The sequence below is a fragment of the Enterococcus sp. DIV1090 genome (genome assembly GCF_050537975.1).
Taxonomy (GTDB): Bacteria; Bacillota; Bacilli; order Lactobacillales; family Enterococcaceae; genus Enterococcus; species Enterococcus faecalis.
In genome coordinates this window covers 2,487,905-2,509,358 of sequence record NZ_CP172917.1, presented here as the reverse complement: position 1 = coordinate 2,509,358, position 21,454 = coordinate 2,487,905, and the positions used below count along the sequence as shown (strand labels likewise).

19 protein-coding genes and 1 other annotated feature are annotated in these 21,454 nt (G+C 38.4%); of the genes, 15 read left to right on the top strand and 4 right to left on the bottom strand.

The window, feature by feature from the left end; genetic code table 11:
- The first annotated feature begins 9 nt into the window (after positions 1 to 9).
- From IGL48_RS12260 to IGL48_RS12245, 4 genes are all read left to right on the top strand, one after another.
- Positions 10 to 234 (top strand): hypothetical protein, encoded by a 225-nt coding sequence (locus IGL48_RS12260; RefSeq protein WP_002397619.1) that lies wholly within the window; start codon positions 10 to 12, stop codon positions 232 to 234.
- Positions 235 to 396: 162 nt separating this feature from the next.
- A complete protein-coding gene (locus IGL48_RS12255; protein ID WP_010825513.1) occupies positions 397 to 2,406 on the top strand; it encodes a BglG family transcription antiterminator in 2,010 nt (669 codons plus the stop codon).
- A 1-nt stretch (position 2,407) separates the two neighbouring features.
- Complete coding sequence (locus IGL48_RS12250) at positions 2,408 to 2,707, top strand: PTS sugar transporter subunit IIB (RefSeq protein WP_002355095.1); 300 nt, start codon at positions 2,408 to 2,410, stop codon at positions 2,705 to 2,707.
- Positions 2,708 to 2,721: 14 nt separating this feature from the next.
- Entirely contained in the window at positions 2,722 to 4,089 is a 1,368-nt protein-coding gene (locus tag IGL48_RS12245) for a PTS ascorbate transporter subunit IIC (RefSeq protein ID WP_002355097.1), read from the top strand.
- A gap of 62 nt (positions 4,090 to 4,151) precedes the next feature.
- On the opposite strand, the gene IGL48_RS12240 is transcribed toward IGL48_RS12245, so the two are convergent.
- Positions 4,152 to 5,126 carry an alpha/beta hydrolase gene (locus tag IGL48_RS12240; RefSeq protein ID WP_048949585.1) on the bottom strand — a complete coding sequence of 325 codons (975 nt, stop codon included), beginning with the start codon at positions 5,124 to 5,126 and terminating at the stop codon, positions 4,152 to 4,154.
- A gap of 211 nt (positions 5,127 to 5,337) precedes the next feature.
- Between IGL48_RS12240 and rbsR the strand changes: the two genes are divergently transcribed.
- The 4 genes from rbsR to rbsU all read left to right on the top strand — a co-directional run bounded on the left by rbsR (position 5,338) and on the right by rbsU (position 8,661).
- The gene (rbsR, locus tag IGL48_RS12235) at positions 5,338 to 6,333 is read left to right on the top strand and encodes a ribose utilization transcriptional repressor RbsR (RefSeq protein ID WP_048949586.1); all 996 of its coding nucleotides are present in this window, start codon (positions 5,338 to 5,340) and stop codon (positions 6,331 to 6,333) included.
- Positions 6,334 to 6,424: 91 nt separating this feature from the next.
- Positions 6,425 to 7,342 (top strand): ribokinase, encoded by a 918-nt coding sequence (rbsK, locus tag IGL48_RS12230; RefSeq protein WP_002381157.1) that lies wholly within the window; start codon positions 6,425 to 6,427, stop codon positions 7,340 to 7,342.
- A 15-nt stretch (positions 7,343 to 7,357) separates the two neighbouring features.
- Positions 7,358 to 7,753: a D-ribose pyranase gene (rbsD, locus tag IGL48_RS12225; RefSeq protein WP_002359153.1), complete on the top strand. Its 396-nt coding sequence runs from the start codon at positions 7,358 to 7,360 to the stop codon at positions 7,751 to 7,753.
- Positions 7,754 to 7,773: 20 nt separating this feature from the next.
- Positions 7,774 to 8,661 carry a ribose/proton symporter RbsU gene (gene rbsU / locus IGL48_RS12220; RefSeq protein ID WP_002359154.1) on the top strand — a complete coding sequence of 296 codons (888 nt, stop codon included), beginning with the start codon at positions 7,774 to 7,776 and terminating at the stop codon, positions 8,659 to 8,661.
- A 19-nt stretch (positions 8,662 to 8,680) separates the two neighbouring features.
- Here the strand turns inward: rbsU and IGL48_RS12215 are convergent, their stop codons facing one another.
- Positions 8,681 to 9,565, bottom strand: coding sequence for a LysR family transcriptional regulator (locus IGL48_RS12215; protein ID WP_002370030.1), 885 nt, complete (start codon positions 9,563 to 9,565; stop codon positions 8,681 to 8,683).
- 107 nt (positions 9,566 to 9,672) lie between these two features.
- On the opposite strand from IGL48_RS12215, the gene IGL48_RS12210 reads away from it, so the two are divergent.
- From IGL48_RS12210 to IGL48_RS12180, 7 genes are all read left to right on the top strand, one after another.
- Positions 9,673 to 10,254: a DapH/DapD/GlmU-related protein gene (locus IGL48_RS12210; protein WP_002375707.1), complete on the top strand. Its 582-nt coding sequence runs from the start codon at positions 9,673 to 9,675 to the stop codon at positions 10,252 to 10,254.
- Complete coding sequence (locus tag IGL48_RS12205) at positions 10,254 to 10,991, top strand: SDR family oxidoreductase (protein WP_002359155.1); 738 nt, start codon at positions 10,254 to 10,256, stop codon at positions 10,989 to 10,991. The genes IGL48_RS12210 and IGL48_RS12205 overlap by 1 nt, the downstream gene beginning before the upstream one ends.
- Positions 10,992 to 11,171: 180 nt before the next feature.
- Positions 11,172 to 12,485, top strand: a complete 1,314-nt coding sequence (locus IGL48_RS12200) for an NCS2 family permease (RefSeq protein WP_002355107.1) — start codon at positions 11,172 to 11,174, stop codon at positions 12,483 to 12,485.
- A 159-nt stretch (positions 12,486 to 12,644) separates the two neighbouring features.
- Complete coding sequence (thiI, locus tag IGL48_RS12195; protein WP_002359156.1) at positions 12,645 to 13,859, top strand: tRNA uracil 4-sulfurtransferase ThiI; 1,215 nt, start codon at positions 12,645 to 12,647, stop codon at positions 13,857 to 13,859.
- 129 nt (positions 13,860 to 13,988) lie between these two features.
- Positions 13,989 to 14,636 (top strand): redox-sensing transcriptional repressor Rex, encoded by a 648-nt coding sequence (locus IGL48_RS12190; protein WP_430601650.1) that lies wholly within the window; start codon positions 13,989 to 13,991, stop codon positions 14,634 to 14,636.
- Positions 14,637 to 14,699: 63 nt separating this feature from the next.
- Complete coding sequence (gene tpx, locus IGL48_RS12185; protein WP_002355111.1) at positions 14,700 to 15,188, top strand: thiol peroxidase; 489 nt, start codon at positions 14,700 to 14,702, stop codon at positions 15,186 to 15,188.
- A 49-nt stretch (positions 15,189 to 15,237) separates the two neighbouring features.
- Positions 15,238 to 15,477 (top strand) — a binding site (T-box leader).
- A gap of 102 nt (positions 15,478 to 15,579) precedes the next feature.
- Positions 15,580 to 18,222: a valine--tRNA ligase gene (locus tag IGL48_RS12180; protein WP_048949397.1), complete on the top strand. Its 2,643-nt coding sequence runs from the start codon at positions 15,580 to 15,582 to the stop codon at positions 18,220 to 18,222.
- Between the two features lie 46 nt (positions 18,223 to 18,268).
- On the opposite strand, the gene IGL48_RS12175 is transcribed toward IGL48_RS12180, so the two are convergent.
- Together IGL48_RS12175 and IGL48_RS12170 are read right to left on the bottom strand one after the other, a co-directional pair.
- Positions 18,269 to 18,868, bottom strand: coding sequence for a TVP38/TMEM64 family protein (locus IGL48_RS12175; protein ID WP_002355114.1), 600 nt, complete (start codon positions 18,866 to 18,868; stop codon positions 18,269 to 18,271).
- Positions 18,861 to 21,425 (bottom strand): YfhO family protein, encoded by a 2,565-nt coding sequence (locus IGL48_RS12170; protein ID WP_025186225.1) that lies wholly within the window; start codon positions 21,423 to 21,425, stop codon positions 18,861 to 18,863. Before IGL48_RS12170 ends, IGL48_RS12175 begins: the two co-directional genes overlap by 8 nt.
- Positions 21,426 to 21,454: the final 29 nt, after the last annotated feature.

Sequence of the window (21,454 nt, the reverse complement as noted above, 5' to 3'; positions counted from 1 at the left end):
GGAATATAGATGGAGATTACGATGTGGATTTGGATTTGTGCTGGCTTGGCCGTCCTTTGTTTTGCTTTGTTTTTACTGTTCTTAGTAAATAGCATGAATTTTGTTCATCAAGCAAAGCCCAAGCAGTCTTTAGTAAAACAATCAATGTTTAGTTGGCTGCTTCTGGTGATGTGTGGCGGTTGGGTAGCGGTGGCTATCTTGCTGAATATCGCATTACAAACACAATTAACATAATGACAACCCGTTGTAAGTTTTTAAGAAACTTGCAACGGGTTTTTGTTAACTTTAAAATAAAGAACGGTACAATTTATCAAAAAAGTACAGTAGACATTTGTACCCAACTTAGATAGAAATTAAAGCGCTATCATTATATGATGATTACAGGAGGACACAGCTGTGAATTATAAAATAAGTTATCTCCTTGACGAGTATGCAGGGCAAAAAATTGCGCTCTCTTTGGCTCAACAAATAACCGATCTTTCGCAACGAGAATTAGTGACACAACTTTCGACAATAGGCGGAGAAGTTCAACAGAATACCGTCAGCATTCCAAACCTTTCCGCAAATGAATGGGGAAAACAACTTTTTCAACAACGTCAAGTGATTTATAGCGAAACAGAAAGACAAGCACTCATTTTTTTACTCACTTATTCAGAAATCGAAGAACTATCGGTGTATCATTACCAAAATTTTTTAGATGTTTCGAAAGGTACTATTTTAGCGGACATCAAAAAAGTACGACACCAACTAGCAACTGAAAACATTGCTTTATCCTACGAACGAAAACGAGGGTTTTACCTAGAAGGAGATGAATTTCGGATCCGTCGTTTCGGGAAAAATTGGCTTGCCCGCCTCTTACAACAAAAGTCGGGCACCTTCGCTTTATTTTGCTGGCTCAGTCAGCATCAAATGAGCCAATACGCAAAAATGCGTGACGGCATTCAATTAGCCGTCCAGGAAGCGCAGCTTCAACTGGTACCCAGCAGATTGGATGAAATTAGTTACTTTCTTGCTTTTTCTCAAAAAAGATTAGGCAAATATGAAACAGTCGTCTGGCCTGAGAACCAGTTAATTCAGTCCTTACGCGCTTATCCCGTCAGTCGTCGTATTTTAAGTGATTTAGTTGGGCCAGTGGCGAATATAGAAACTGAGAGTCTTTTTTTCACGATTTGTTTAATGACAGCCTTGCAAGGAGAATTGCGAGATACGAAGTTAGAGTTTTTATTAGATATTTCTGGTGAAATTATTCGGAAAATGGAATTATTGGCCGTCGTTCAATTTGAACAGCCTCGTGAATTGCTCATGAATGTGTATTATCATCTGGTTCCTGCTTATTTTCGGATTAACTATGGCTTTTACTTGCCGAATGTTTTAATCAAGGATATTCGACAATCGTACCGGTCGCTTTATCATCTTTGTGAACAAGCGTTAGCTCCTTTAGAAAAATTAACGAAACGGTCAATCCCGTCAGAGGAAATCGGTTTTTTTACCATATTATTTGGTGGAGAAATTTTCGGGCAAAAAAATGAACAGCGGCAAGAAAAGCTAAAAGCGCTAATTGTTTGTCCCAGTGGCATCAGTTCTTCGTTGATTTTGCAATCGGAATTGCGTCGGCTATTTCCAATGATTGAATTTAAAGAAACGAATGCGGTGAGGGAAATAGAGAATGTATCTGAAAAAAGCTATGACATCATTTTCTCAACGGTCCCTATTGAAACAGCCAAAAAGGTTTATCTTACCAAGCCCATTATGAGCTCTTTGGAGAAAAATCAATTGATGCACCAAGTTCAATCAGATTGGTTATTGCCAGGTATTTCCATGCCAGATGTTAAAGATATTTTAGATGCGTTAAAACCTTACATTTCCTTAAAAAAAGGAGTCACAGAAGCGCAGTTATATCGTGTCTTGCATCGTAAAATGAACAAAATTTTAGAAAAAGAGGAGGATCTGCGTCCAATGTTATCGGAATTATTAACAACAGAAACAGTCCAAGTCCTGCCTGAAGTTGCAGACTGGCGAGCGGGAATTACAGAAGCTGCCAAGCCGTTATTAAAAAATGGCAGTATTACGGAAAAGTACATTGATGCAATGATTCAAAAAGTCGAATCGTTTGGGCCATTTATCCATATCTGTCCAGACGTAGCATTGCCTCATGCGCGACCAGAAGATGGCGTTAATCAGTTAGGCATGTCATTACTAAAAATCCAAAAAAGTGTCGATTTATTGGAAGATCCTAAGCATGAAATTCACCTTTTTATTTGTTTAGCTGCTTCAGATAACGAAACACATTTACGGGCCTTATCTAGTCTGACAAAAATTCTATCAAAAAAAGAATCATTACATCGCTTAGTGGCGGCTGAAACCGTCCCAGAAATATTATCAATTATCCAAGAAGGAGAGAAATAAGATGAAGATTTTTACAGTTTGTCAAAGTGGTTTAGGAACAAGTTTTATGGTGCAAATGAATATCCAACAAATTTTAGAGGAAGTCGGTGTTGATACAGATAATTTTCAAATTGATCACACAGATGTCGGGAGTGCCAGTGGCGATATGGCTGATTACTTCTTTGTCGAAAAAACATTGCAAGATGCTTTAGGGTCAATTCCTGATGAAAAAATCATTCCTTTAAATGCGATTATTGATTACGATGAAACGAAGGAGAAAGTCTTGAAAGTTTTAGATGACAATGGCATTGCACATCAATAAGAAGGAGGAAAAACATGGAAACTTTATTGAATTTATTTGTTTCAATTGTTAGCCAGCCAGCGATTCTGGTTTCATTAATTGCTTTGTTGGGATTAGTTTTACAGAAAAAGAAATTTTCTGATGTTGTTCAAGGAACGTTGAAAACATTCGTCGGCTTCTTAGTTTTAATTGGTGGCGCAGGGCTATTGGCGAACTCATTAACGCCCTTTGCGGAGATGTTCCAAACCGCATTAAATACACAAGGCGTGGTGCCTAGTAATGAAGCAGTTGTAGCGATTGCCTTGCAACAATATGGGACACCAACTGCTCTGATTATGTTGGTGGGCATGGTTGTTAATATTCTGTTGGCGCGTTTTACACGTTTTAAATATATCTTTTTGACAGGTCAAGCGATGATGTACGTTTCGTGTTTGACAGCTGTTATTTTAGTGGGGGCCGGTTTTAGCGTTAGTTTACCAATGATTCTTTTAGGTGGTTTATTTGAAGGAACTTTATTAACAGTGACACCTGCTCTTTGTCAGCCCTTTATGAAACAAATTACTGGAAATGATAAAGTAGCAATGGGGCATACAGGGAATATTGGTTATGCGGCAAGTGGCTTTATTGGAAAAGTCTTTGGGAATAAAGAAAAGTCAACGGAAGATATTAAAATTCCTAAAAGTTTTGGTTTTTTAAGAGACTCAACCATCTCAATTATGATTTTGATGTCGATTGTCTATGTGATTTTGGCTTTGCTGGCTGGGACAGGCTATGTCGAGCATGAGTTAAGCAATGGCGAAAATGCGATTATCTTTTCATTAATTCAAGCAGGAACCTTTACGGCTGGTTTCGTAGTGGTTTTACAGGGTGTGCGGATGGTTTTAGGAGAAATTGTGCCAGCTTTCCAAGGAATTGCTAAAAAATTAGTGCCTAATTCTAAACCAGCACTTGATGTTCCCATTATCTTTCCTTATGCGCCAAATGCTGTCTTGATTGGGTTCTTTGTGAGCTTTATTGTGGGAACTATTTCAATGTTAGCGATGGTTGGTCTGAATACCACCGTGATTATACCAGGCGTTGTCGGGCACTTTTTCTGTGGTGCCGCGGCAGGCGTTTTTGGAAATTCCACAGGGGGACGTCGAGGAGCGATTTTAGGGGCTGCGTTTAATGGCTTATTAATTAGTTGGTTACCGTTATTTATTTTACCAGTCTTGGGTGATCTACAGTTAGCATCCTCAACGTTTGCGGATACAGATTATTTAATCCCAGGCCTATTTTTAGGCAAATTAGGTGAGGCAGGTCCGAGTCTTTTAGTAGGAGGAATCATTGCTTTTGTAGTGGTTGTTCTTTTGGCTAGCGCTGTTTTGACTATGCGGGAGAAAAAAGTCGCCGAAGAAAACTAAGTGTTTTGTTCTAAAAAGGCAAGTGGGACAGAAGTCGTTTTGACTTCTGTCCCATTTGCCTTTTACCATTGTTCTTGGATAAACTGTGCAATTTGTTTCCGCGCTTGTCGTCCTTCTGGCAAGTATTGTTTCATTGCGAAAACGTGTTGCATGCCAGGCACCAATCGGCAAGCATCTTGTGGTCGTGGCCCTAATTGTTTTAAAAATTGGTGATAGGAAGGGCAAAAAACTTCATGTGTGCCGCCCACGAAAAAAAGTGGCGGAAATTTTTGATAATCAAAGGACAAGCAATTTAAAGAAAGTGTGGAGTGATTAGCCGTGTCATCAATCTCTTGGGCAATTAATTGTAAATAGTTCATGCCAATCATTTTGTCCTTTTTTTGATAACTTTTGGCAACGGGAATGTCTAAATGTCCATCTAACCAAGGAGAAATTAAAACAGCAGCTTTTGGTAATCGTTCAGGGAAATCGATGGCTAAATTCTGCAATACGTTTAAAACCAATGTGCCACCAGCAGAATCACCTAATAAAATAACATCTTCGGGATCATAATGCTGTAAAATTTCTTGATAAGCAGCATAGCAATGATTATAAATATCAGCAAAAGACTTATTTGGTGCTAATGGATATACAGGGATAAAATAATCTGTTGCAAAAGGGAGATCTTCAATTAGTTTATAACTAAAGTCTAATTGGCTATAGGCGAGATTCAATGTAAAGCCCCCACCATGCAGGTACAGTACAGCTTTCTTGGTAGGCGCAATAACGGAGTTTGACATGCGATACATCGTAGGAAATTGAGTCATTTCTTGAAGAGGAAAAAGATGACGTAAATGTTTTGGCAAAGTTACTTGTTCATTTAATGATCGTTGCCAATGATAAAAAGCCTTGGTGACTTTCGGATTTCGTTCAAGGCGAGCAATTTGGGAAAGACATAAAGAATCTTCAAAAAGACAGGCTTTTAAGGATTTTTGACGAGAACGTGCGTGGAACAAATATGCGCTAGCTAACAACAAACCAATCGATTTCTTTTTCAATTAAGGCCCTCCATTCAGCAAAAAGTAAATCATTTTTTCTACAGTATAACATTTTAAAAGTAGAACAACGAAATTTGTTGAAGGGATGAAAGGACGGTTTAAACGAATGTACGTATTTATTTGTGGTTGCGTAAAGTAAATGATTGTAGTAAATTAAATGAGATTAAGAGGTCCGGTGAATGGGCGCGTTCACGGCAAGGAGAGAAGTAGGATGACAAATAAAAAGGTTACAATTAAAGATGTTGCCAATGACTCAGGTGTCTCCATTACTACCGTTTCACAAATTTTAAACGGGAATGGGGCACGGTTTAGTGGGAAAACGGTCGAAAAAGTATTGGCTGCAAAAGAGCGATTAAACTATCAGCCCGACTATTTTGCGCAACGTATGGTGATGAAAAAAAGTAAGACGATTGGCGTAATCGTACCTGATATTACCAACCCATTTTTTGCGCAATTGATTCGAGGAATTGAAAGTGTTTTATACAAAGAAAATTTTATACTGATGTTATGCAATGCGGACCAAGATGTTACAAGAGAACATGAATATTTAACAGAGTTGATTCGTCGCAGTGTCGATGGTTTTGTGATTGCAAGTTCTGAAATTTCCAATCAAACGATTAATGAAACGCTACGTGCGAAAAAGATTCCGTTTATTGTACTTGACCAAAAAAAAGCAGAAGGCTTTAGCGACGCTGTTTTGACAGACGATTATAGAGGTGGGCAACTAGCAGCAGAGCATTTACAAGAGCAACGACATGAACAGGTCGTCGTGGTAATGCCACCACATGCGCCAGTCAATATTCAGCAACGGTTAAAAGGTTTTTGTTCTGTTTATACGGAAAAGGTCCAGTTAATCGAAACAGAATTATCAAAAATCGGCGGCTACCAAGCTGTCCCCGAAATTTTAAAAACAGAGAGCACCGGAATTTTTGCTATCAATGATGAAATTGCTTTTGGTTTATATCGAGGATTAGCAGAAGCAGGCAAAAAAATTCCTGAGGATTATAGTATTATTGGTTATGACAATGTTGATATGTGCGAGTATGTTTCGCCGCCGCTAACAACAATTGCTCAACCTGTTTTTCAATTGGGGCAAACTACGGCGACTTTATTATTGGAAAGAATCCATCAGCCTGCAAAAGATTGGGAGGAGCAAACCTTGCCTGTCCAACTGATTGAACGATTTTCGACAGCACCCTTGAAATAGCTTTCAAGGTGTGCTATATTTTTGTTGTGGAATTAAAACGTTTTACTAAAACGTTTTAATTAGAATGAAAAAATAAATTTTATTGAGGTGGATGAAAATGAACGCGGTTACAATTATCGGAAGTATCAATTTAGACACAACATTAAGAGTCAAAGAAATGCCAAAACCAGGCGAAACAATTCACGCCATTGAACATTTTACAGCAGGTGGTGGTAAAGGAGCAAACCAAGCAGTTGCAGCGAAACGTTCAGGCGCAGAAACATATTTTATTGGTGCTGTGGGAAATGATGGCGCTGGAGCTATGATGACTGATTTAATGAGTCAAGATGAAATTAATTTAACTGGGGTTACCACTTTAGAGAAAACAGCTACTGGCCAAGCCTTTATTATGGTAGATAACGCTGGTGAAAATAGCATTATGATTTACGCAGGAGCCAATAACGCCTTTACGCCAAAACAAGTACAGGAACATCAAGAAATTATTGAAAAAAGTGATTTTGTGATTGCCCAATTTGAAAGTGCGATTGATAGTACGATTGCAGCGTTTAAAATTGCTAAAAAAGCAGGCGTCAAAACGATTTTAAATCCCGCACCTGCGTTAGAACAAGTTCCTGAAGAATTACTAAACGTGACAGATATGATTGTACCAAATGAAACAGAAACCGAAATTTTAACAGGCATTAAAATCACAGATGAAGCGAGTATGCGTAAAGCCGCAGAAGCACTTCATCAATTAGGGATTGAAGCAGTAATTATTACAGTAGGTAGTAAAGGCGCCTTTTATGACGTCAATGGACGAAGTGGTATTGTGCCTGCTTTTAAAGTGAAAGCGGTTGATACAACGGCTGCTGGCGATACTTTTATTGGCGCATTAAGTAGTATATTAGAGAAAGACTTTAGCAATTTGGAAGAAGCTATTCGTTATGGAAACAAGGCGTCCTCGTTGACTGTTCAACGTTTTGGAGCCCAACCTTCGATTCCTTATCAACACGAATTGGCAGACAAATAAAAAGGAGCGAGCGACATGAAAAAAACAAAAGTTATTAATTCAGATATTTCCCGCGTCATCGCACAAATGGGTCATTTTGATAAATTAAGTATTGGTGATGCAGGCATGCCTGTGCCTCGAACTACAGAAAAAATTGATTTAGCAGTTACCAATGGTGTCCCTAGTTTTATGGAAGTTTTAAACAATGTCCTTGAGGAATTGGCAGTTCAACGAATTTATTTAGCAGAAGAAATTAAAACAGAAAATCCTGACATGTTGGCAGCAATTGAAACTCGTTTACCAGAAACTCCCATCAGTTTTATTCCTCATACAGAAATGAAACAAGAATTAAACAACTGCCATGCATTTATTCGGACAGGGGAAATGACTCCTTACGCAAATATTTTATTAGAAAGTAACGTTGTCTTTTAAACGAGAGAGGGGAAATAGAGATGAATGCGACTGCATTATTAATCGGTTTAGGACCGCTTCTAGGTTGGGGGCTTTTCCCAACAATCGCTTCCAAAATTGGTGGTCGTCCAGTGAATCAAATTCTCGGGACCAGTTTAGGAACATTAATTTTTGCCGCTATTTTTTCAATGATTAATGGTTTAGCTTTTCCAACGGGCATGGATTTATTCTTTTCAATTTTATCTGGTGTCGGTTGGGCCTGTGCGCAAATCATTACATTTAAATGCTTCACGATGATTGGGTCATCACGTGCTATGCCAGTAACGACCGCGTTCCAACTTTTAGGTGCTTCTCTCTGGGGTGTCTTTTTCTTAGGAAACTGGCCAGGTGCGACAGCCAAATTGTTAGGCGCATTTGCCTTAGTGTTAATCATGATTGGTGCCAAAATGACGGTCTGGTCGGAAACGGAGTCCGCTGAGAGTGCTGGGATTATGAAAAAAGCAGTTCTTCTATTAGCCGTTGGTGAAATCGGCTATTGGGCGTACTCTGCAGCACCCCAAGCGACGGCAATTGATGGCATGCATGCCTTTTTACCACAAGCAATAGGCATGGTAATTGTGGCAGTTATTTACTCAGCAGTTGTCACTATTAAGGGTGGGGAAACATCCCCATTTATAGAAGCTGTTTCTTACAAACAAATTTTTTCAGGCTTTTTCTTCGCCTTTGCAGCGTTAACTTATTTAATTTCAGCGCAGCCAGATATGAACGGCTTGGCAACTGGCTTTATTCTATCCCAAACATCAGTTGTGCTTGCAACATTGACAGGTATTTGGTTCTTAGGTCAAAAGAAAACAGCCAAGGAAATGACCGTAACGATTATCGGCTTAGTTTTGATTTTGGCAGCAGCTACGATCACAGTGATGATTTAAAAAAGTATTCAACGACCTATTATTCAGGGCGTTGAATACTTTTTTTTATTTGTTCTAAAAATAATGCAGCAGCTGTGGAAAGAACCGTATTTTTGCGCCAAATTAAACTAATTTTGGCTGTTAAAGCAGGATATAGCGGTATAAAACGTAAATTTGTTTGCTTTGTTTCTAGAATACCATCAATGCTTAGGGCGCTACCTAGCCCAGCTTCTACCATCAGTGAAGCGTTGTAAAGTAAGTTGTAGGTCCCAACGATTCGGAACTGATCTAGACTTGCTTCGAGCCAATCAGAGAGTTGGCTCGGAACTTGTGCTTGTCGAGAAATAAATAAAGGTTCTTCTTTTAAATCGGCTGCAGTAATAACATTTTTAGTGGCTAAGGGATGGTCCTTTACAGTAATTAAGCCCCATGTATCTACAACTGGTAATGTTAAATAGCTATATTTTTGTTTAGGTGCAGGCTCAATAATTAAACCAAAATCTAATAATCCTTTGTCTAGCCGTTCTATTACATCATCTGCATTCCCACTGTATAAATGAAGGTGAATATCAGCTGAGTGCTGGCTTGTTATTTGTTGTAGTGCATTCGCTAAAAAAGACATAGCTTTTGTTTCGCCGCCACCAATCGTGATTTCGCCATTAATGAATTCATTTTGCGACAAGTTGGTGACTGTTTTATTCGCTAAGCTTAAAATATCTTGCCCTTGTTTAGCTAAATATTCTCCTTCAGGTGTTAATTGTATTTGTCGATTTCCTCGTATAAATAATGTCACGCCTAATTCTTCCTCTAATTCTTTTAATTGCTTAGATAATGTTGGTTGTGATACATGCAATTGTTTGGCTGCGCCACTAATCGTTTTTTCTTGGACCACTGCTAAGAAATAGTGAATCACTCGTAATTCCATTACTTTCCCTCCTATAACTAAAACGCATACTTATCTATTTATTATAAGTATTAGACAGAGGAGCTGTCACGTATTACGATAAATTTAGCAAAAGGAGGCGATTAGGAATGCTTACAAAAAATCTCCAAGAACTAATTGCAACAGGTAGCATTGATAAAGATGAACCACTATTTCAACTTATTCATCAGATTCAAGAGGAAAATAGTCGCTATTTAATAGAATTAAATCAACAAGCCTACACACATAATGAAGTAAGGAATCTTCTTGCCACGATTATCCAAGACAAAATTGACGAAACCGTTACGATTTTATTGCCTTTTTATACAGATTTTGGACGCAATATACATTTTGGTAAAAATATTTTTATTAATCGGGCAGCTATGTTTGTTGATTTAGGGGGCATTATAATTGAAGACAATGTTTTAATTGGTCCGCGCGTTAATCTCTTAAGTGTCAATCATCCGGAAATGCCAATGAAACGGCGAGGCGTATTGCTAGCACCAATTACCATTAAAAAATTTGCGTGGTTAGGCGCGGGTGTCACTGTTTTACCAGGTATTACGATTGGTGAAAATGCTATCGTAGCAGCTAATGCGACTGTAACTAAAGATGTGCCAGCTAACGCTATTGTTGCAGGAACACCAGCTAAAATTATTCGTTGGATTCAGGAAGATAAGGAGGAAATATAATGAAATCATTATCAGAAAAAGTTATTGTTATCATGGGCGCTTCCAGTGGCATTGGTGAGGCAACAGCCCGTTTACTTGCCAGAAAAGGAGCGAAGTTAGTCATTGCAGCACGTCGACAAGAACGTTTAATTGCTATAAAAAAAGAACTTCCTGAAGCAACGATTCTCGTGCAACAAGCAGATGTAACGAAAGAAGAGGAAGTTCAGCGTGTAATCAAGCTTACAATGGAAAAATATGGACGAATTGATGTTCTTTTTAACAATGCAGGAGTTATGCCAACGGCGCCTCTTATTGAAGCACCAAAAGGAGAATGGCGTCAAATGCTAGATATTAATATTATGGGTGTTTTAAATGGCATTGCGGCAGTTCTTCCAATTATGGTTGAACAAAAATCAGGGCAGATTATTGCTACTGATTCTGTGGCAGGACATGTCGTTTATCCAGATTCGGCTGTCTACTGTGGAACAAAGTTTGCTGTTCGAGCAATTATGGAAGGATTGCGACAAGAACAAAGAGAGAATAACATTAAATCAACGATTATTTCACCAGGTGCTGTACAAACAGAACTTTATCAAACAATTTCTAATCGAGTAGTAGCTGAAACGTTACATCTAGAACAGTTAAGTTGGGGCTTAAAGGCGGAAGACATTGCGCAAGCAGTGGTCTTTGCCATAGACACGCCAGATCGTATGTCAATCAGTGAAATGGTTGTTCGCCCGACCACACAAACGATTTAATTTAAAAAGTATTCCTAGAAAGGAATACTTTTTTTAATCGTGATTGTTCGTTTTTTACAGAATTTAGAATTTGATATTTACTTATTTGTTGGTTTATTATATGATTAAACACGTTGTTTCATTAATAAATTGAATATTTTACGAACATTGTAAAATATTTAGATTTTAGGAGGACGGAACATGAAAGAAAAAATAAGTTCATATTTTGAACTTGAACAATTGAATACGAATATGAAACGAGAAATGTTAGCTGGTTTCACCACATTTATCTCAATGGCGTATATTTTGTTCGTTAATCCAACCGTACTTGGTGCTTCTGGCATGGACGAAGGCGCTGTTTTTACTGCCACCGCTTTAGCGAGTGCCTTAGGTTGTATTTTAATGGGTGTGTTGGCGAAATATCCGATTGCGACAGCACCAGCTTTAGGAATTAATGCATTCTTTGCTTATTCAGTCTCTGTTGGTATGGGGATTCCTTGGCAAACGACATTAGCAGGCGTTTTTGTGGCTTCATTGATATTTATTTTAATTACAATTTTTAAATTACGCGAGCTAATTATTGATGCAATTCCTGCAGACTTGAAATTTGCCATTTCAGGTGGGATCGGGTTGTTTATTGCTTTTCTTGGTTTAAGCCAAGGTGGCTTAATTGTGGCTAATGATGCGACACTCGTTGGCTTAGGACCTTTGAACGTTGGCTCAACGTGGGTCACCATTGTCGGCTTAGTCGTAACTGCAATTTTGTTAGTTCGTCGAGTGCCTGGTGGTATTTTTATTGGGATGGCAATTTCAACGATTGTTGGTTTAGCGACAGGGGTTATTCCAATGCCTGATAAGATTATTTCAAGCGCGCCAAGTTTAGAACCAACATTTTTAGTGGCGTTAGGACATGTGAAAGATATCAATACGATTCAAATGTGGGTCGTGGTTTTAACGTTCCTATTAGTAACATTCTTTGATACCGCTGGTACGTTGGTGGGCTTAGCCAATCAAGCAGGTTTTATGAAGGACAATAAAATGCCGCGTGTGGGGAAAGCTTTAGCCGCTGATTCAACAGCGATGTTAGCTGGTTCTCTATTAGGGACATCGCCAGTTGGCGCATATGTCGAATCATCTGCGGGGATTGCTGTGGGTGGTCGTTCAGGAATCACAGCTATTACAACTGGGATTTTATTTATTTTCAGTTTGCTATTTTCTCCTTTGTTAGCAGTTGTCACTTCGCAAGTTACAGCACCAGCGTTGATTATTGTTGGTGTTTTGATGGCACAATCCTTAAGCAAAATTAAATGGAACGAGATGGAAATTGCGATTCCTTCCTTCTTAATCTTGTTAGGAATGCCATTGACATACAGCATTTCAGATGGGATTGCCTTAGGCTTTATCTTCTATCCAATTACAATGATTGCGGCAAAACGTGGGAAAGAAGTTTCGCCAATTATGTATGGCTTGTTCTTTGTTTTTGTCGGATTCATGTGGATCCTGAATGCGCAATAAGCAAGAGAGAAAGTTATCAAATAGTTGATTCATAAGACAATGAACTTATGAATCAACTATTTTTTTTCGACTAAGCACTAGAAAAACGCCCCTTATTTGATGTATAATTTGCAAAGACATTGACCTGTGAAGATACAGGAACAGAGAGGAATTAATTGAGTGAAGTATACAGAAATTATGGTTCGCTATGGCGAATTATCAACTAAAGGAAAAAATCGTAAAACGTTTATCATGCAGTTAGCACAAAATGTGAAACGTGCGTTAGCTGATTTTCCAGCATTGAAAATCCATGCAGATCGAGACAGAATGCATATTTTATTAAATGGGGAAGATAGTGAAGAAGTGATTCCGAAACTAAGTAAAGTGTTTGGGATTCAAAATTTTTCACCAAGTATTCGTATTGAAAAAGAAATGCCAGCGATTCGTGCAATGGTTCAAGAGGTTGTTCGGGAAGTTTATACGCCAGGTAAGACGTTTAAAATTACTGCTAAACGTTCGGACCATTCATTTGAACTTGATTCAAATGGCTTGAATCAAGAATTAGGTGGGGCTGTTATTGAAGCCATTCCGGAAATTCAAGTACAAATGAAAAAGCCTGATATTAACTTAAGAATTGAAATTCGTAAAGATGCAGCGTATTTATCTTATGAAACGATTCGTGGTGCGGGTGGATTGCCAGTGGGCACCAGTGGTCGTGGTATGTTGATGTTGTCAGGAGGCATTGATTCACCAGTTGCAGGTTATTTAGCTATGAAACGTGGCGTGGAAGTGGAAGCTGTCCATTTTGCTAGTCCACCTTATACAAGTGAACAAGCGTTACAAAAGGCTAAAGATTTAGCTGAAAAATTAGTCCCTTATGTAGGAACTATTCAATTTATTGAAGTGCCCTTTACAGAAATTCAAGAAGAAATAAAACGAGTCGTTCCCCAAGGCTACTTAATGACCATTACACGACGTTTAATGTTACGCTTAACAGATGCAATTCGTGAAATGCGGAAAGGTTTAGTCATTATTAATGGTGAATCGTTAGGACAAGTGGCTTCGCAAACACTTCAAAGCATGGTAGCAATTAATGAGGTTACCTCAACACCGATAATTCGACCCGTTGTTTCAATGGATAAGACAGAAATTATCGAAATTGCCGAAAAAATTGACACGTTTGAATTAGCCATCCAACCCTTCGAAGATTGTTGTACAATTTTTGCGCCACCGCAACCGAAAACACGACCTCGCTTAGATAAAGCGCAAGATTATGAAGCGCGCTTAGACTTGGAAGGTTTAATGGCTCGGGCCTTAGAAGGGCTCAAAATTACAGAGATTTCAGCAGAAACAGCGAAAGATAAACAAGAAGACGAATTTGCAGATTTCCTATAAGAAATAAATACAGTGACGGTCGCTTAGACGTCACTGTATTTATTTTGTACTTATTTCACAAACAAGTTGCTCGGAGAGGGGAACCGTGATAAACTGAATATGTGAAGTAGGTAACAAGGAGGACAGAGGATGGAGAAAAAAATGCCTAAAGCAACGGCAAAACGTTTGCCGGTTTATTTACGTTATTTAAAAATGTTAGGGGATTCTGGTGTTAAACGCATTAAATCACGAGAGTTTAGTGAAATGATCCAGATTCCTTCTGCAACGATTCGGCGTGATTTTTCCCACGTTGGTGAACTGGGCCGAAGCGGTTATGGTTACGATGTGCCGTATTTAATTGAGGTATTTAGTAATATTTTAAATACGCAAGAAGAAAAAAGAATTGCTCTGATTGGTTGTGGCAATTTAGGCAAGGCATTATTAAAAAATAATTTTAGACGCAACGAGAATTTGAATATTGTCTGTGCTTTTGATAATGATTCAGCTTTAGTTGGCACCACGATTAATGGATTATTAGTTCATGATATGTCTGAGTTAGAAGCATTCGTTCGACAAGAAGGGGTCACGGTAGCCATTTCTACAGTACCAAGTCACCATGCCCAAAAAGCCATCGACAAAATTGTACAAGTGGGTGTGACTGCGATTTTAAATTTTGCGCCAGACCGTGTCAGTGTGCCAGCCAACGTTAGTGTGCAGTATATTGATTTAACAACGGAACTGCAAACACTAATTTATTTTAATGAAACTTTTTCACTAGCAAATAGCCCAAAGCAATAAAATTGTCTTCATAAAAATCCTCTACTATACTTATTATTGAAAGTGGAAAAGGAGGATTTCAGAATGAATGTTACAAGAAAAGGGCACGTATTAGAATTGACAGGTGAACAGCCTAAAGTTGGCACAAAAGCTCCCGTCTTTTCTTTGAAAAATTTAAACAACCAAGAAATCAACTTGGCAGATTATAAAGGTAAAACGGTTTTAATTAGTGTGGTTCCTGATATCGACACACGTGTTTGTTCACTGCAAACGAAACGTTTCAATCAAGAAGCGGCGAAATTAGACGGTGTTCAGATTATCACGATTTCCAATAACACAGTTGAAGAACAAGCAAATTGGTGTGCCGCTGAGGGTGTCGAAATGGAAATGCTTCATGATACTGAAGACTCATTTGGTGCAGCTTATGGTTTGTATATTCCAGAAATGGGCCGTTTAGCACGTGCTATTTTTGTGATTGACCCAGAAGGAACGTTAGTTTATGAAGAAATCGTCTCAGAAGTTTCGTCGGAACCCGATTATCAACAAGCGTTAGAAGCTGCAAAAAAAGTGTAATCCCTCTAGATTACAAATTGACTTTGCTTGCGCTTCATTGTAGAATGAAGCAAAGACAGCGAACAAGAGGAGTATCATTGGCGTCGTTTTAGAGAAAAAGTCGTTCAGGTGCAAGACTTTTACACAACCAGTGAGAAGGTAGCTTGTGAGTCAATGGTTTGAACACAGTACGTTAGTAGAACGATTCGTTTCGTGAACGTTATCTCACGAATGAGTGGCATTTGAATGAATTCAATTCAAATGCAATTTAGGTGGTACCGCGTAAATAAGATGAATCTACGCCCTAAAATACGAAAGTATTTTAGGGCGTATTTTAGTGTTTAGCCAAAAAAACTCATTTGTAAAATAATTACCGCTCCAAATCGCGTATTTTAAGAAAGAAGGGGAAAAAATGTCAGAAGAAAAAAACTTACCAACGAAATATCAACCGACAGAAATCGAAGCTGGCCGTTATCAAAAATGGCTAGATCAAGATTTATTTAAACCAAGTGGCGACAAAAAAGCGAAGCCCTATTCAATTGTTATTCCACCACCCAATGTAACAGGGAAACTACACTTAGGGCATGCTTGGGATACAACATTACAAGATATGATTATCCGCCAAAAAAGAATGCAAGGCTTTGATACGTTATGGCTGCCAGGAATGGACCATGCTGGAATTGCTACGCAAGCAAAAGTAGAAGAGAAACTAGCACAACAAGGAATTTCACGTTACGACTTAGGTCGTGAAAAATTTGTTGATCAAGTGTGGGAATGGAAAGAAGAATATGCTTCTCACATTCGTGAACAGTGGGCAAAAATGGGCCTTTCTTTAGATTACAGCCGTGAACGTTTTACTTTAGATGAAGGGCTATCTGAGGCCGTTCGTAAAGTGTTTGTCTCTCTTTACGAGAAAGATTTGATTTACCGTGGTGAATATATCATTAACTGGGATCCAAAAGCGAAAACAGCATTGTCTGATATTGAAGTAATCCATAAAGATATTGAAGGAGCTTTTTACCACATGAGCTACCCATTATCAGATGGTTCTGGCGTTGTTGAAATTGCGACAACGCGTCCTGAAACAATGTTGGGAGATACGGCGATTGCGGTCCATCCAGAAGATGAACGGTATCAGGAACTTATTGGTAAGACAGTTGTCTTGCCATTAGTAGATAAAGAAATTCCAATTATTGCAGATGACTATGTAGATATGGAATTTGGAACAGGGGTTGTAAAAATCACACCTGCCCATGATCCAAATGACTTTGAAGTCGGTAATCGTCATGACTTACCTCGAGTAAATGTTATGAACGAAGACGGCACGATGAATGAACTGGCTGGAAAATACGAAGGAATGGATCGTTTTGCTGCACGTAAAGCGATTGTCTCTGACTTGAAAGAATTAGGTCGCTTAATTAAGATCGAAACAATGAATCACAGCGTGGGCCATTCAGAACGAACAGGCGTTGTCGTGGAACCACGTTTATCGACCCAATGGTTTGTAAAAATGGGACCATTAGCTGAAAAAGCAATGAAAAATCAAGAAACAGAAGACGCTGTTGAATTTTATCCACCACGCTTCAATCAAACATTTTTACGTTGGATGGAAAATGTACATGACTGGGTTATTTCGCGACAATTATGGTGGGGCCACCAAATTCCTGCTTGGTATCACAAAGAAACGGGCGAGATGTATGTTGGGATGGAAGCGCCAGCCGACAGTGAAAATTGGGTTCAAGATAGTGACGTCTTAGATACATGGTTTAGTTCTGCTTTATGGCCATTTTCAACGATGGGTTGGCCAGATGAAGCAAGCGAAGATTATCAACGTTACTTCCCAACAAGCACATTAGTTACTGGCTATGACATCATCTTCTTCTGGGTAAGTCGTATGATTTTCCAAAGCTTAGAGTTTACAGGCGAACGTCCCTTCCAAAATGTCTTAATTCACGGCTTAATTCGTGATGAGCAAGGACGCAAAATGAGTAAATCATTGGGGAATGGGATTGATCCAATGGATGTCATCGAAAAATATGGCGCAGATGCGTTACGTTGGTTCTTATCAAATGGTTCAGCACCTGGTCAAGATGTTCGTTTTAGTTATGAAAAAATGGATGCTTCTTGGAACTTTATCAATAAGATCTGGAATGCAAGTCGCTTCGTTATCATGAATGTAGAAGGTATGACTGCTGCAGATATTGACTTTAGTGGTGAAAAGACTGTCGCTGATCGTTGGATTTTAACGCGCTTAAACGAAACAGTCGCCCGTGTGACAGAATTATTTGATCGCTTTGAATTCGGTGAAGCAGGTCGCCAATTATACAACTTCATCTGGGATGATTTCTGTGATTGGTATATTGAAATGAGTAAAGAGATTCTTTACGGAGACAATGAAGCAGCTAAACAATCAACACGGAGCATCTTGGTGTACACATTGGATCAAATCTTACGCTTATTGCATCCAATTATGCCGTTTGTAACAGAAGAAATTTGGGGAAAAATTCCGCATCAAGGTGAGTCATTGGTTGTGGCAGAGTACCCAGTTGTTCATGAAGAATTTAACGATGAAGCAGCAGCTCGAGGAATGGAAGTTCTGAAAGAAGTTATTCGTTCGGTTCGGAATATTCGAGCAGAAGTGAATACACCACTTTCTAAACCAATTACTTTGTTAATTAAAACAAACGATACAGAAGTAGAAGAATTTTTAACAGCTAATACTAGCTACTTAGAACGCTTCTGTAATCCAGAGGAATTAGTCATCAGCCGTGAAATAGAAGCGCCAGAATTAGCCATGTCCGCTGTATTAACAGGCGCAGAACTATTCCTACCATTAGCTGGGTTGATTAATATCGAGGAAGAAATTGCTCGCTTAGAAAAAGAATTAGACAAATGGACAAAAGAAGTCAAACGTGTGCAAGGCAAACTTTCAAATGAACGTTTTGTGTCAAACGCACCAGATGAGGTCGTGGAAGCAGAACGTGCAAAAGAAAAAGACTACCTTGAAAAACAAGAGGCTGTCAAAGAACGGATTGCCCAATTACGTTCAATCTAAAAAAGAAAAGACAACAAAACCAAACTTTGGTTTTGTTGTCTTTTTGTTATAATTTGCCAAATAATTGAAACAAATACAACATTAAGTAGCTGTAAGTAGCCACAGACCAGAATTTCAATAAAAGAACAATTTTCATGAATTCTTTTAAAGAAATATCTGTAATTCCCGCCACTAAACAAACAATATCATCTGGAGCGAAGGGGACTAACATAGTAAAGATTAAGAGCTTTTTGACATTGTGTTCATTTTTGTCCAAAATCTCTTCAAATTTTTTGTATTTATTGGGAGAAAGGATTATTTTTACAAAGCTACGTCCATAGTAACGAACCAGTAAAAAGCCAATAAACTCACCAATAATCAATCCAAGATAGCTATACAAAAGGCCTTGCAAATTGCCAAACATCAACATTCCTGCAACAGAAGAGATTCCTCCAGGTAGAATAGGGATAATCACTTGGACGATTTGTAAAAGAATGAAACACAGAACCGCATAGTTACCAAACTGTTTAATAAAAGCTTGCAAGGAAGCAACAGAATGAAAAATTCCTCTGGAATATCCCCATAGAATTAAGCCGAAGAAAAGCACCAGTCCAACTAGGGGTAACCACCGAATGAGTCCATTTAAAAATTTTTTCTGATTAGTCATGAGTGGCCTCCTGACGTTTTCGACGGTATTTTTTAAAGCCAAGATAACCAGCCGTTCCCAGTAAAACCGTTCCGCTGACGGCAGTACCGAGATAAATCATTCTTGGATGATAGGCAAAGGTTAACTGCTGTTTGCCAGCTGGGACTTCAACAGCTAAAAAGCCACCTAGAATGCGTTGTGTTTTTAAGGGTTCTTTTTGTAGCGACGATTTGACTTGCCAATCTTGGTCATAAGGAATGGACGTATACAGTAACTGAGTGTCATTTCCAGGTACATTCAGTGCGCCATTTAAATGGCCTTTTTTAGTTGCATTCACGTGAAGAGCTTGTTGGCGTAATTTGTCAACCGCACGATTAAAGGCTGTTTGGTCTAAAGTTTGAAGTTGCCAATTAGTTAAATCAACCACTTGTTCAGCAGTTAGTGACAGGGTCACGGTAGTTCCTTTTTCAAAATGCCCTAAATTGAACAGTTGATTGGTTGCAATATAAATCGGCGTCGAGATAACTTGTTGGTTTACCTTCAATTTTGTAACTTTTTTCCATTTTAAATTCGGAATATAAAGATGCAAGTCACCAGTGCTATTCACTTTAAAGGTTGCTTCAATTGTTTCGTTGGTATGATGAGGTTCATTTATCAACGAAGCTGTTTTAAAGTAAGGTTTATCCGTCGGCACGAGCGTTTGCAGGAGTTCTTCTTGGGCATCTAAAGGATTATTTTTTGCTAATTTTAACTTGGTTAATGCGGTTGGCGCCAAAAAGCCCATACCGATCGCTTCATCATTTTCCATGATTTTCGTGGAACCAACTGTTTTTAGCAATTTTTCACTCGTAGGTTTTTCAATTGGTAAAAAGTCATATTTCACATTTAAAAGTAAATTGGTTAGTTGTGAATTATCCACATAAGCAATCCGGCGATCATTTTTTCGATATAAACCTAGCGCACTTAATGTGTCTTGGGTAGTGGCAGTTAAAGTCGAAGTATAGCTAGAAACGCCAGCATAGCCATAAAGTAAAGGATTGTTGTAGCCGTTATTGATTTCACGGAACCCTGTTTCTTTGGAAGGAATGACTTGTTTCATGCGATAAAGTTCTGGTGCTGAGGCCATTTTTTCATCGATTAATTGGCTGTGTTTTCGGTAATCTTGGGCAAATGTTGCTTGGCTACCAAAGGGCATGTGTTTAAAAGAAATCCAGAAATTCGTTGTTAATTCTGTGCTGACCAGTAAGAATAAAGCCACGACTACATAGTTTCTTAAGGCCTTTTTGTGTGCTAAACGCAAGCAAAAGAAAATCAACCAAATAAAAAGTAAACTTAGCCATAAATAATTGATCGAAATTAAGAGATTCTTTTGTGGACCATAATACAAAGATCCGTAGCCAATGACTAACAGCAGACTAAAAATAATAGGTGCGGTCCAAGGAATGGTCACTTTTTTAAGCCAAACTTCATAGGCAAAGACAATCAATAAAAAGCTAAAAATAAAGACATTTCGGTAAGGGAAACCAGCTGGGCTTTGAAACATGTGCCACACAGTGTTAAAGGCTTCTAACCAAAAGCTTAAAAAGAGAATGAATAAAAGAATTGCTGAAGCTATTCTTTCTTTTAACGCAATTTGTTTCGTTTGAAAATAGGCAACACAGAGGAGTGTCACAAATAATCCAGCAAAAACGGTTGGTAAATGGTCTAAACGCAACTCATAATTAATAGAACCTAAGCCTAATTGCGAGAAAAACGAAGTGTTGAACTTAGGCGTTAAAAAGAACGTCGAGACATCAAAATCTGCTTTTTTTGTATAGAGCATCCCTTCTGCTGCAGGTAATAATAAAAAGCTAGTTGCAGTTCCTGTTAAAAAAGAAACGAGGATGAATAACGGACTTTGTTTAAAAAATTGCCGAATAGCATGGGCTTGGGTATTCTTTTTAAAGAACCAATAGATACTGTACAAAACAGCAAAGAGACAAATCATATAACCCATGTAGTAATTCGTCACAATCGCTAAAAACAGGGTTATACTGTATAAGCCCCATTTGCGTTGATCCCATAAACGTTGGAGTCCCAATAAGATAAGCGGGAATAGAATTAGTGCATCCAACCACATAAAGTTTTGGCTATAGACGGTGACAAAGCCACAGAAACTATAGGACGTTGAAAAAAGTAACGTGGTGCCATCAACTTTTTGATAGGTGTATTTTAAATAGCTAAACATCGTCGTGCCCATCAAGGCAAGTTTTAAGGTAATAATCCATAAAATTGCTATAGGTAATTGTTCATAAGGAAAAAAGAAAGCCAACACATTAAAAGGGCTCAGTAAGTAATAGGCTGCCAAAGGAACAATCGACTCACCAATCTCATTGGAAAAAGAGTAGAATGTAGTTATTCCCTCGTGAAAAGAGCGTTTTAAAAAACTCAAGAAAGGCATGTATTGTGTGCCTAAATCACTAACTAATAAGTTGTTGTCACCAAAAGGCGCAAGTTGTAATGTCATCCATACAAGCAATAGAAGTAAAAACGGCAAGAAAAAACTTCCTAACCATAAAAGCTTCGATTTGTTTTTCATCAAAATAAGTCCACCTTTATAAAAAAATC